11 protein-coding genes are annotated in these 11392 nt (G+C 71.2%); 6 read left to right on the forward strand and 5 right to left on the reverse strand.

Translation table 11 applies throughout. The features are described 5' to 3' along the window. Positions 1 to 320 precede the first annotated feature (320 nt). Genes pdhA through ACZ67M_RS21720 form a run of 3 tightly spaced genes read left to right on the forward strand, consistent with a single transcriptional unit; the run spans position 321 to position 3976 of the window. On the forward strand, positions 321 to 1562 hold the full coding sequence (pdhA, locus tag ACZ67M_RS21710) for a pyruvate dehydrogenase (acetyl-transferring) E1 component subunit alpha (protein WP_361356873.1): 1242 nt from the start codon (positions 321 to 323) through the stop codon (positions 1560 to 1562). Between the two features lies 1 nt (position 1563). Continuing rightward, a complete protein-coding gene (locus ACZ67M_RS21715) occupies positions 1564 to 2544 on the forward strand; it encodes an alpha-ketoacid dehydrogenase subunit beta (protein ID WP_122616625.1) in 981 nt (326 codons plus the stop codon). 19 nt (positions 2545 to 2563) lie between these two features. Then, positions 2564 to 3976, forward strand: a complete 1413-nt coding sequence (locus ACZ67M_RS21720) for a dihydrolipoamide acetyltransferase family protein (protein WP_469852590.1) — start codon at positions 2564 to 2566, stop codon at positions 3974 to 3976. Positions 3977 to 4028: 52 nt separating this feature from the next. Here ACZ67M_RS21720 and ACZ67M_RS21725 read toward each other — a convergent pair whose 3' ends face one another. Then, positions 4029 to 4970: a D-alanyl-D-alanine carboxypeptidase family protein gene (locus ACZ67M_RS21725; RefSeq protein ID WP_361356876.1), complete on the reverse strand. Its 942-nt coding sequence runs from the start codon at positions 4968 to 4970 to the stop codon at positions 4029 to 4031. A 206-nt stretch (positions 4971 to 5176) separates the two neighbouring features. Between ACZ67M_RS21725 and ACZ67M_RS21730 the strand changes: the two genes are divergently transcribed. Continuing rightward, positions 5177 to 5827, forward strand: coding sequence for a GntR family transcriptional regulator (locus ACZ67M_RS21730; protein ID WP_361356879.1), 651 nt, complete (start codon positions 5177 to 5179; stop codon positions 5825 to 5827). Then, positions 5824 to 7134, forward strand: a complete 1311-nt coding sequence (locus ACZ67M_RS21735) for an MFS transporter (protein ID WP_392237242.1) — start codon at positions 5824 to 5826, stop codon at positions 7132 to 7134. Before ACZ67M_RS21730 ends, ACZ67M_RS21735 begins: the two co-directional genes overlap by 4 nt. A gap of 101 nt (positions 7135 to 7235) precedes the next feature. Here the strand turns inward: ACZ67M_RS21735 and ACZ67M_RS21740 are convergent, their stop codons facing one another. Then, the gene (locus ACZ67M_RS21740; protein ID WP_385804066.1) at positions 7236 to 8060 is read right to left on the reverse strand and encodes a maleylpyruvate isomerase family mycothiol-dependent enzyme; all 825 of its coding nucleotides are present in this window, start codon (positions 8058 to 8060) and stop codon (positions 7236 to 7238) included. A gap of 182 nt (positions 8061 to 8242) precedes the next feature. Here ACZ67M_RS21740 and ACZ67M_RS21745 point away from each other — a divergent pair, with 182 nt between their 5' ends. Further along, on the forward strand, positions 8243 to 9040 hold the full coding sequence (locus tag ACZ67M_RS21745; RefSeq protein ID WP_392099984.1) for a carbon-nitrogen family hydrolase: 798 nt from the start codon (positions 8243 to 8245) through the stop codon (positions 9038 to 9040). A 31-nt stretch (positions 9041 to 9071) separates the two neighbouring features. Here ACZ67M_RS21745 and ACZ67M_RS21750 read toward each other — a convergent pair whose 3' ends face one another. The 3 genes from ACZ67M_RS21750 to ACZ67M_RS21760 form a co-directional block, all read right to left on the reverse strand. Then, on the reverse strand, positions 9072 to 9581 hold the full coding sequence (locus tag ACZ67M_RS21750) for an LURP-one-related/scramblase family protein (protein ID WP_361356889.1): 510 nt from the start codon (positions 9579 to 9581) through the stop codon (positions 9072 to 9074). A gap of 85 nt (positions 9582 to 9666) precedes the next feature. Beyond that, positions 9667 to 9915, reverse strand: a complete 249-nt coding sequence (locus ACZ67M_RS21755; protein ID WP_064731862.1) for a DUF6458 family protein — start codon at positions 9913 to 9915, stop codon at positions 9667 to 9669. Between the two features lie 116 nt (positions 9916 to 10031). Further along, on the reverse strand, positions 10032 to 11330 hold the full coding sequence (locus ACZ67M_RS21760; RefSeq protein WP_361356892.1) for a M18 family aminopeptidase: 1299 nt from the start codon (positions 11328 to 11330) through the stop codon (positions 10032 to 10034). Positions 11331 to 11392 lie beyond the last annotated feature (62 nt).

The raw sequence follows: 11392 nt of genomic DNA on the forward strand, positions 1-11392 counted from the left end.
TCAGTGTCACACACCGACTCTTCCCGTGCCCGGGGTGGCCGGGATAACGTGCCGTTGTTCCGGCCCCCTGCGAGGCTGTGACCAGGACAACTTCCGCACTTCGCCGATTTACTTGGAAATCCGAGTAAAAACGCAGGTCAGGAGGGGTTTCACAGAAATGTGGAGCACTGGGTAACGTGCAGTTCGCAGGGCGCTCGCCGGGGCACCTGTCACGCCTGTCCCCCGATCGGGCCGCACCCACCCTCGTGCGACCGCCGGGACACAGGTGAGCCGCACTGGCTTCCGGCGAACCCGGGGGCCGGACCGACGGAGGAGCACACGTGACCGAGAGCACTGCCGCGCGCAAGCCGCGACGCAGCGCCGGAAGCAAGGCGGCCGGCACCACCGGCACCCAAGCCGAGACCACCGGCAAGCGCACCGCACGCACCACTCGCACCACCCGCACCGCTGCTCAGAAGGGCTCCGAGACGGAGCTGGTGCAGCTGCTGACCCCCGAGGGCGAGCGCGTGAAGCCCGCCAAGAACTCGCCGTACGCCGAGTACGCCTCGTTCGTCGACGGCATCACCCCCGACGAGCTGCGCGGCCTGTACCGCGACATGGTGCTCACCCGGCGCTTCGACGCCGAGGCCACCGCCCTCCAGCGCCAGGGCGAGCTGGGCCTGTGGGCTTCGCTGCTCGGCCAGGAGGCCGCCCAGATCGGCTCCGGCCGGGCCACCCGCGAGGACGACTACGTCTTCCCGACCTACCGCGAGCACGGCGTCGCCTGGTGCCGCGGGGTCGACCCGACCAACCTCCTCGGCATGTTCCGCGGCGTGAACAACGGCGGCTGGGACCCCAACGGCAACAACTTCCACCTGTACACCATCGTGATCGGCTCGCAGGCGCTGCACGCCACGGGCTACGCGATGGGCATCACCAAGGACGGCGCGGACTCGGCCGTGATCGCCTACTTCGGCGACGGCGCCTCCAGCCAGGGCGACGTCAGCGAGGCGTTCAACTTCGCCGCCGTCTACAACGCCCCCGTGGTGTTCTTCTGCCAGAACAACCAGTGGGCGATCTCCGAGTCCAACGAGAAGCAGACCCGCGTGCCGCTCTACCAGCGCGCCCAGGGCTTCGGGTTCCCCGGCGTCCGCGTCGACGGCAACGACGCACTGGCCGTCCTCGCGGTCACCCGCTGGGCGCTGGAGCGGGCGCGGCGCGGCGAGGGCCCGGCGCTCATCGAGGCGTACACGTACCGCATGGGCGCCCACACCACCTCGGACGACCCCTCCCGCTACCGGCACGACGACGAGCGTGCCGCGTGGGAGGCGAAGGACCCGATCCTGCGTCTTCGCCGCTTCCTGGAGGCCGCAAACCACGCGGACGAGGGATTCTTCGGGGAACTGGAGGCGGAGAGCGAGGCGTTGGGCAAGCGAGTGCGCGAGGTGGTCCGTGCCATGCCGGACCCGGACCGGTTCGCCATCTTCGAGAACGTGTACGCGGACGGGCACGCGCTCGTCGACGAGGAGCGAGCCCAGTTCGCCGCCTACCAGGCGTCGTTCGCCGAGGCAGAGGGGGTCTGACATGGCAGCGGAAAAGATGGCGCTGGCCAAGGCGATCAACGAGTCGCTGCGCCGCGCACTGGACTCGGACCCCAAGGTCCTGATCATGGGCGAGGACGTCGGCAAGCTCGGCGGTGTCTTCCGGGTGACCGACGGCCTCCAGAAGGACTTCGGCGAGGACCGGGTCATCGACACCCCGCTGGCCGAGTCCGGCATCGTCGGCACCGCCATCGGCCTGGCCCTGCGCGGCTACCGGCCGGTGGTGGAGATCCAGTTCGACGGTTTCGTCTTCCCGGCCTACGACCAGATCGTCACCCAGCTGGCCAAGATGCACGCCCGCTCGCTGGGCAAGGTCAAGATGCCGATCGTCATCCGCATCCCCTACGGCGGCGGCATCGGCGCGGTCGAGCACCACTCCGAGTCCCCCGAGGCGCTGTTCGCGCACGTGGCGGGCCTGAAGGTGGTCTCCCCGTCGAATTCGGCGGACGCCTACTGGATGATGCAGCAGGCCATCCAGAGCGACGACCCGGTGATCTACTTCGAGCCCAAGCGGCGCTACTGGGACAAGGCCGAGGTCAACCGGGAGGCCATCCCGGGCCCGCTGCACACCGCGCGCGTGGTGCGCGAGGGCGGCGACCTCACGCTGGCCGCGTACGGCCCGATGGTGAAGCTCTGCCAGGAGGTCGCCGACGCGGCGGCCGAGGAGGGCAGGTCGCTGGAGGTGGTGGACCTGCGGTCCATCTCGCCGGTCGACTTCGACACGATCCAGGCGTCGGTGGAGAAGACCCGCCGCCTGGTCGTGGTCCACGAGGCACCGGTGTTCCTGGGCTCGGGCGCGGAGATCGCGGCCCGGATCACGGAGCGCTGCTTCTACCACCTGGAGGCCCCGGTGCTCCGGGTCGGCGGCTACCACGCCCCGTACCCGCCGGCGCGTCTGGAGGAGGAGTACCTGCCCGACCTGGACCGGGTGCTGGATGCCGTCGACCGCTCGCTGGCGTACTGAGGAGGGGAGCGTGACGACGATGACGGACAGCTCCGTGCGTGAGTTCAAGATGCCCGACGTGGGTGAGGGACTCACCGAGGCCGAGATCCTCAAGTGGTACGTCAAGCCCGGTGACACGGTCACCGACGGGCAGGTGGTGTGCGAGGTCGAGACGGCCAAGGCCGCCGTCGAGCTGCCCATCCCCTACGACGGTGTGGTCCGCGAGCTGCACTTCCCCGAGGGCACCACCGTCGACGTGGGCACGTCGATCATCGCGGTCGCCGTGGGCGGCGCGGCGGCCGAGGCCCCCGTGCAGGAGGCGGCCCCGGCCGCGGCCGAGGAGGCGCCGGCCGACGCGGAGGAGAAGAAGCCGGAGGGCCGCCAGCCGGTCCTGGTCGGCTACGGGGTCTCCACCTCCGCGACCCGCCGCCGCCCCCGCAAGGGCGCCCAGGCCCCGGACGACCGGCAGGCCCCGGCGGCGGCCGCCATCCAGGCCGAGATGAACGGCCATGGGAACGGCCACGCGCCGGCCGCCGCGCCGGTCCCCGGCGAGCGCCCGCTGGCCAAGCCGCCGGTGCGCAAGCTGGCCAAGGACCTCGGTGTCGACCTGGCGACCGTGGTGCCCTCCGGCCCGGACGGCGTCATCACCCGCGAGGACGTGCACGCGGCCGTCGCACCGGCCCGGCCGGAACCGCAGGCGGCCCCCGCGGCGGCCGCCCCGGCACCGGTGGCGCCGGCGTCGCACGACACCGCGCGGGAGACCCGGATCCCGGTCAAGGGTGTCCGCAAGGCGACGGCGGCGGCGATGGTCGGCTCGGCGTTCACCGCGCCGCACGTCACCGAGTTCGTGACGGTCGACGTGACGCGCACGATGAAGCTGGTCGAGGAGCTGAAGCAGGACGAGGAGTACGCGGGCCTGCGCGTGAACCCGCTCCTCCTGATCGCCAAGGCCCTGCTGGTCGCGATCAAGCGCAACCCGGACGTCAACGCCTCCTGGGACGAGGCGGCGCAGGAGATCGTGGTCAAGCACTACGTCAACCTGGGCATCGCCGCCGCGACCCCGCGGGGCCTGATCGTCCCGAACATCAAGGACGCCCACGCCCAGACGCTGCCGCAGCTGGCGGGGTCCCTGGGCGAGCTGGTGTCGACGGCGCGGGAGGGCAGGACCAGCCCCGGCGCCATGCAGGGCGGCACGGTGACCATCACCAACGTCGGCGTCTTCGGCGTCGACACCGGCACGCCGATCCTCAACCCCGGCGAGTCCGCGATCCTCGCGGTCGGCGCGATCAAGCTCCAGCCGTGGGTGCACAAGGGCAAGGTGAAGCCGCGTCAGGTGACGACCCTGGCCCTGAGCTTCGACCACCGCCTGGTCGACGGCGAGCTGGGCTCCAAGGTCCTCGCCGACGTGGCGGCGGTCCTGGAGCAGCCGAAGCGGTTGATCAGCTGGGCGTAGCCGGGACGAACCGGGCCGCGCGTCCCCGTCCGGGACGCGCGGCCCGGTCCCGTCAGAGCTTGCCGAAGCCGTAGTTCATGATCTTGGTGGCGTCGGCCGCGCGCTGGTTGGACGACGTGGACGCCAGGACCGTGCCGATGACGGTCTTGCCCTTCCGGGTCGCGGCGAAGACCAGGCAGTACTTGGCCTCCGGGCCCGAGCCCGTCTTCACGCCGATCGCGCCGCTGTAACTGCTCAGCAGCGTGTTGGTGTTGGTCCAGGCCCCCATGGTGCGGGTGCCGCCCGACTTGGTGACCGTCTTCGCCGTGTACTTCTTGGTCTTGACGATCGTGCGGAAGGTCGAGCTCTTCATCGCGTTGCTCGCGAGCTTCGTCAGGTCGCGCGGCGTGGAGTAGTTCTTGCCGTTGCCGATGCCGTCGAACGAGTCGAAGTGCGTGTTCTTCAGGCCGAGGCTCTTGGCGGTGGAGTTCATCTTGCCGATGAACGACTTCACCCGGGCCGCCCGCGTGGAGCCCGTGCCGAACTTGTCGGCCAGCGCGTACGCCGCGTCGCAGCCGGACGGCAGCATCAGCCCGTAGAGCAGCTGCCGGACCGTCACCTTGTCGCCGACGATCAGACGGGCGGAGGAGGCGTTCTTCGACACGATGTAGTCGCTGTACGCCATCTGGATCGTGACCTTGGCGTCCAGGTTCAGCTTCGGCTGCGCGAGCACGACCTTGGCGGTCATTATCTTGGTCGTGGAGCCGGTGGAGCGCTTGGTGTCGGCGGCCTTGGTGTACAGCGAGGCACCGTTGGCGTCGTTCATCACGAAGCCGCCCTTGGCGGCGATCGACGGCGCCGGGGCGACGGCGACGCGCACGCGGTGGTCCTTCCACCCTTGCTCGGCGGCCTGAGCGGGTGCGGAGGCGAGGACGCCGGTCGCGAGGACGGCGCCGCCGGTCAGCGTGACGGCGGCGGCTCTGCGGGAGCGGCTGCCCAGAATGCTGTTTATCAAGTCAAATACCCCGATTGTGGTGAATTCCCCAGATATGCGGCCGGGTTGTGGTCGGTGCGGATGGGGCCGCGACTGTGCGACTCGTGAATAGCACGGAAGGTTGCCCTGCGGCAGGGGTGGGATGACGGATCCCCCTGATAGGTGACCGGGCGTCCGCATGCTGGACCGGCCCCGTCTTGCGTCCCTGTTGTATCTATCCTGTCGGCATGACCACGGCAGTGAAGCAACCCCCCGCGGCGGACCGCGTCTACACCCACGTCAAGCAGGGTGTCCTGGAGCGCCGCTACGAGGGCGGGACGCTGCTCACCGAGGGTGAGCTGGCCGAGGCCGTCGGCGTCTCCCGCACACCGGTGCGCGAGGCCCTGCTGCGGCTGGAGGTCGAGGGCCTGATCCGGCTCTACCCGAAGAAGGGCGCCCTGGTCCTGCCCGTGTCCGCCCAGGAGATCGCGGACGTGGTGGAGACCCGGCTGCTGGTCGAGGAGCACGCGGCCAGGAAGGCCGTACCCGCACCGCCCGGCCTCGTCGAACGGCTGGAGGAACTGCTCGCCCGGCAGAAGGAGCAGGCCGCCGCCGGGGACTTCGTCGCCGCCTCCGTCACCGACCGCTGCTTCCACGCCGAGATCGTCCGCAGCGGCGGCAACGAGATCCTCTCCCGCCTCTACGACCAGCTCCGCGACCGCCAGCTGCGCATGGGTGTCGCCGTCATGTACTCGCATCCCGACCGCATCGCCAAGACCCTCACCGAGCACGAGGAGATCCTCGACGCGCTGCGTGCGGGGGACGCGGAGGCGGCGGTCGGCGTCGTCGGCCGCCACGTGGGCTGGTTCTCGAACCTGGCGCGGGGGGAGGTCCGATGAGCACGGCCGGCTCGGCCGGGCGCGGCCTGCCCGGCGATCCGCCCGGCGGCCGGCGCGCGATGGCCGTCTGGGGCATCGGCGTCGCCGTCTACTTCGTCGCCGTCATCTTCCGTACGTCGCTGGGGGTCGCCGGTCTCGACGCCGCCGACCGGTTCCACGTCAACGCCTCGGCGCTGTCCACCTTCTCCATCCTCCAGCTGCTGGTCTACGCCGGCATGCAGATACCCGTCGGCCTGCTGGTCGACCGGCTCGGCACCAAGCGGGTGCTGGGCATCGGCGTGGTGCTGTTCACGGCCGGACAGCTCGGCTTCGCCTTCTCACCGTCGTACGGGATGGCGCTGGCCTCGCGGGCGCTGCTGGGCTGTGGCGACGCGATGACCTTCATCAGCGTGCTGCGGCTGGGCACCCGCTGGTTCCCCGCCCGCCGGGGGCCGATGGTCGCCCAGCTCGCCGGTCTCGTCGGCATGGCGGGCAACCTGGTCTCCACCCTCGTCCTCGCCCGGCTGCTGCACGGCGTCGGCTGGACGGCCGCGTTCGCGGGCAGCGCGCTCGCCGGTGTGGTGGTCTTCGTCCTGCTGCTGCTCTTCCTGAAGGACCACCCCGAGGGCCACGAGCCGGAGCCGATGCCGCATCAGGGGGCCGCGTACGTACGGCGGCAGATCGCGCTGTCCTGGCGGGAGCCGGGGACGCGGCTGGGGCTGTGGGTGCACTTCACCACCCAGTTCCCGGCGATGGTCTTCCTGCTGCTGTGGGGGATGCCGTTCCTGGTCGAGGCGCAGGGGCTGTCCCAGGCCACGGCCGGCACGCTGCTCACCCTCGTCGTGCTGTCCAACATGACCGTCGGCCTGGTCTACGGCCAGGTCATCGCCCGGCACCACGCGGCGCGGCTGCCGCTGGCGCTCGGCACGGTGGCTGCGACGTCGGTCCTGTGGGCGGCGACGCTGGCCTACCCGGCCGACCACGCGCCGATGTGGCTGCTGGTCGTGCTGTGCGCCGTGCTCGGGGCGTGCGGGCCGGCGTCGATGATCGGCTTCGACTTCGCGCGGCCGGCGAACCCGCCGGAGCGGCAGGGGACGGCGTCCGGGATCACGAACATGGGGGGCTTCGTGGCGTCGATGACCACGTTGTTCGCGGTGGGGGTGCTGCTGGACGCGACGGGGGACGACTACGCCGTGGCGTTCTCTTCCGTGTTCGTGTTGCAGGCGCTCGGGATCACGCAGATCCTGCGGCTGCGGAAGCGGGCGGCGCGGAGGGAGAGCGAGCGGCTGGTCGCGAGCCGGGTGGAGACGGTGCACGTTCCCGTGTAGGTCCCCGGCGTGGGTGCGGGCCGGCTGGGGGCTGCCGCCCCCAGACCCCCGCTGTCGGCCTGAACGGCCTCGTCCTCAAACGCCGGACGGGCTGGAGAAACCTACTGTGTCACCGTGAAGTGGCGCAGGATCGCGTCCGTCAGGTCCGGGTCGCCCTCCGTCTTGATGCGGTCCGCCGACGCCTGGAGGCTCACGCGGCCGCAGGCCAGGCGGAAGTAGGTCTCCCAGTCCATGGTCAGCGTCGCCGCGGGGCCGAGCGCGGGCGCCGTCTCCAGGGTGCCGCGGCCCTGGATGTCGACGCGGATGGTGCGCAGGAACTCGACCGGGCCGTGCACGTCGAAGACGACGGCGGAGCTGCGCGGCGCGTCCGCGCGTTCGGCGACGACGGCCGGCAGTTCGTCGAGCAGCACGTCACGGGCGACGTGCGCGCCCGGGGAGTCGAGGTTGCCGGGGCGGCCGAGGGCGGTGCGCAGGTCCTGCTCGTGCGCCCACACGTCGAAGGCGTGCCGGCGCATCGCCTCCTCCAGGGTCAGCTCGGTGGAGAGCGGGCCGCGCACCTTCGTACCCGGGTCCCGTGACTCGTTCCGCAGCTGGCGGTTGCGCCGGATGATCATGTACTCCAGTTCGGAGGTCATCTCGGGGGCCGTGTGGTGGCGGCGGACGTCGACCTGCATCTCCGTGTAGCGCTGGTGGTCGTTGGTGACGTGGAAGAGGTCGCGCGGCAGGGTGTGGATGGGGCGGGGGTCGCCGAGCATCTCGGAGTCCAGGCCCAGGACGTGGGAGACGATGTCCCGCACCGACCAGCCCGGGCAGGGGGTACGGCGGTTCCACTCTGCTTCCGCAAGCGGCTGGACCAGCTCGGATATCGCCTCGATGGAGTGAGTCCAGGCGTCGGCGTAGGGCTGGAGGGTGGGATGCAGACTCACGGAACGGGACCCCTCGGCGGTCGGTACACGGGCGGGCGGTGGCGGCGGTGCCAGTGGGCGGTGGCTGCGGTCGGCGGGCGTCTTGGAACGCTAAGTTACGCTGCTGTGCGGCACCCCGGCAGTGCTTTCGTGTGACGATCGTAGGCCCGTGTGGACGGCTCGAACGCCAGGACGGTGGTAGTGTGCGCGCCTCTTTGATCCAAATCGCCGTGAATGAGGACGAAACGCCCGAAGCGCGTCGAGTGCGCGCGGCGGCTCTGGTACGGGAGCAGGCGGGCGCCGATCTCGTGGTGCTGCCGGAGCTGTGGACCACCGGGGCGTTCGCCTTCGACGACTTCGAGGCGCTGGCGGAGCCGCTGACCGGCCCCACGCACGAGGCGATGGCCAAGGCGGCGAGCGACACGGGCGTCTGGCTGCACGCGGGTTCGGTGCCCGAGCGCGCTCCGGACGGAGTGCTCTACAACACCTCGCTCGTCTTCTCCCCCTCCGGCGACCTGGCCGCCACCTACCGCAAGATCCACCGCTTCGGCTTCGACAAGGGCGAGGCCGTGCTGATGGGCGCGGGGCGCGAGCCGGTGACGGTCCGTCTGCCGGAGACCAGCCTCGGTGTGGCGACCTGCTACGACCTGCGCTTCCCCGAACTCTTCCGCTCGCTCGTCGACGCCGGGGCGGAGACGCTCGTGATCCCGGCGGGCTGGCCGGAGCGCCGCCGGGCCCACTGGACGCTCCTCGCCCAGGCCCGGGCGGTGGAGAACCAGGCGTTCGTCCTCGCCTGCGGAACGGCCGGGACGCACGCCGGAGTTCCGCAGGCCGGTCACTCGATCGTGGTCGACCCCTGGGGTGAGGTGCTGGCCGAGGCCGGGGCCGGCGAGGAGGTCCTCACGGTGGAGTTCGACCCGGCGAAGGTGGCGACGACCCGGGAGCAGTTCCCGGCCCTGAAGGACCGCGTGATGGGACTGGCGGCTCCGCACCCGCGGTAGCCGCCGCCCCGTCCCCGGTGGGCCCGCTCGTTCAGTCGTCCTCGCCGTCGTCCTTCTCCCGTTCCTTCTCCGCCAGGTGGATCACGCACACCGCCAGCGCGATCAGTAGCGCGGGGTCCGCGTCGTCGCGGACGACGTCCACGCCGTAAGTGTCCCGGAGGGTCAGCCAGCGGCGCGAGACGACCGCCAGCAGTTCGCCGTCGTACTCGACGGCGAACTCCCGGTCGAGGATCTTGCCGCTGACGTCCAGCTCGGTGCCGTCGGCCAGGGCGACGCGGTAGTGGTTGCGCAGCAGGGAGAGACGTTTCCGCTTGATCCGGGCCAGGGGCTCGCCCGCCCGCTCGATCACCATCGTGTCGCGCAGGGCGAACATCTTCTGGTGGATGTCGATCAGCACGCGTCCCTGGGCGTCCTTCAGCTCCCAGGTGTCCCGCAGCCGCATCGCCTTGCCGTCGACGAGGTAGACCTTGTTGCCGGAGTCGTCCTCGATCCAGTAGTCGTCACCGATGCCGAGGAGCCGGTCGTACACGAGGAATCTCATGTCCGGACCGCTTCCCCGCCGGGCGCCGCGGAACGCGGGCGGTAGGCCGACAGGATGAGTGCGCCCGCGCGCGGTGTGCGGCCGGTCAGGCGCCGTAGCCGTTGCTGTAGCCGTCGCGCGGCTGGTGGGAGCGGTCCTCGACGACCTGGGTCGTCGGCGGCACCATGACGCGCCTGCGCCGGGCGATGCTGCTGAACGTCGCGACACCGATCAGGCCGACCACCATGAAGATGACCCCGACCAGGTCGAGGTTGACGCCCTGCATGTCCCAGTCGGTCGCGAACGTGAGGATGGCTCCCACGGCGATGAGGATGATGCACCCGCCGAGGCCCATGAGTGTCGCCTCCCTGTAGAGCCGGTCGGATCCGGGTTTCCGGTCGATCCGGTTCCGTTCGGGTACCCCGGGTGTCAACCCGCATGCCGTGGAACGCCGTTACTCGTTCCCGCCGGCTACGGGCGGAGGAACGCCACCAGCGCGTTGGCCAGCAGGTGCGGGTCGTCGGCGCCGCACAGCTCCCGGGCGCTGTGCATCGAAAGGATCGCCACGCCGATGTCCACGGTGCTGATGCCGTGCCGCGCCGCGGTGATCGGGCCGATGGTGGTGCCGCACGGCATGGAGTTGTTGGAGACGAAGGTCTGGAAGGGGACGTCAGCCCTCTCGCAGGCGGCGGCGAAGACCGCGCGGCCCGAACCGTCGGTGGCGTAGCGGTTGTTGACGTTCACCTTGAGGAGGGGGCCGCCGTTGACGCGCGGGTGGTGCGTCGGGTCGTGCCGCTCCGCGTAGTTGGGGTGGACGGCGTGGCCCGTGTCGGAGGACAGGCAGACGGTGCCGGCGAAGGCGCGCGCCCGGTCCTCGTACGAGCCGCCGCGCGCGAACACCGAGCGCTCCAGGACGCCGCCGAGCAGCGGGCCGTCGGCGCCCGTGTCCGACTGGGAGCCGGTCTCCTCGTGGTCGAAGGCGGCGAGTACGGGGATGCAGGTGAGGTCGTCCCCCGACGCGGCGGCCGCGATCAGCGCGGCCGTTCCGGCGTGCACCGACAGGAGGTTGTCCATGCGCGGCCCGGCCACCAGCTCGTTGTCACGGCCCAGGTAGGCCGGGGCCTCCACGGAGTGGGTCATCAGGTCCCAGCCGGTGACCTCCCCGCGGGCCAGGCCCGTCTCCTCCTCCAGGAAGGCGATCAGGTCGCCGTCGTGGACGGAGTCGCCGAGGCCCCAGACGGGCTGGAGGTGGCGCTGCTTGTCGAGCTTGAGGCCCTCCGCGGACACGTTGCGGTCCATGTGGATGGCGAGCTGCGGAACGCGCAGCAGCGGGCGGTCGATGTTGACCAGCCGGGTGGAGCCGTCGCGCAGCGAGAGCCGGCCGGCCAGGCCCAGGTCGCGGTCGAGCCACGAGTTCATCAGGGGGCCGCCGTAGACCTCCACGGCTACCTGGCGCCAGCCGTGCGCCCCGCTGTCCGGGCGCGGCTTGACGCGCAGGTTGGGGGAGTCGGTGTGCGCGCCGACGATGCGGAAGGGCGTGTGGGGCTCGGCGCCCTCCGGCACGTACCAGGCCACGAGCGCGCCGCCGCGCAGCACGTACTTGCCGCCGGAGGACCCCTCCCACGCGTCCGTCTCGGCGACCTGCCGGAATCCGGCCTTCTCCAGCCGCTCGGCGGCGGTCGCCACCGCGTGGTACGGCGTCGGGCTGGCCGCCAGGAAGGACATCAGGTCGTCGGTGTGGCCGCGGTCGAAGCGGGACGGTGCGCTCATGGGGTTCACCTTAACGACGTACGAGGGCCCGCTCCCGGTCTGCCGGGAGCGGGCCCTCGCGA

The sequence above is a fragment of the Streptomyces sp. NPDC107500 genome, assembly GCF_055582785.1.

What these genes read in the sequence shown, in the direction of transcription:
- ACZ67M_RS21715 (WP_122616625.1), top strand. Translation starts at nt 1,564, where the DNA reads ATGGCAGCGGAAAAGATGGCGCTGGCCAAGGCGATCAACGAGTCGCTG.
- ACZ67M_RS21720 (WP_469852590.1), top strand. Translation starts at nt 2,564, where the DNA reads ATGACGGACAGCTCCGTGCGTGAGTTCAAGATGCCCGACGTGGGTGAG.
- ACZ67M_RS21730 (WP_361356879.1), top strand. Translation starts at nt 5,177, where the DNA reads ATGACCACGGCAGTGAAGCAACCCCCCGCGGCGGACCGCGTCTACACC.
- ACZ67M_RS21735 (WP_392237242.1), top strand. Translation starts at nt 5,824, where the DNA reads ATGAGCACGGCCGGCTCGGCCGGGCGCGGCCTGCCCGGCGATCCGCCC.
- ACZ67M_RS21750 (WP_361356889.1), bottom strand. Translation starts at nt 9,581, where the DNA reads ATGAGATTCCTCGTGTACGACCGGCTCCTCGGCATCGGTGACGACTAC.
- ACZ67M_RS21755 (WP_064731862.1), bottom strand. Translation starts at nt 9,915, where the DNA reads ATGGGCCTCGGCGGGTGCATCATCCTCATCGCCGTGGGAGCCATCCTC.
- ACZ67M_RS21760 (WP_361356892.1), bottom strand. Translation starts at nt 11,330, where the DNA reads ATGAGCGCACCGTCCCGCTTCGACCGCGGCCACACCGACGACCTGATG.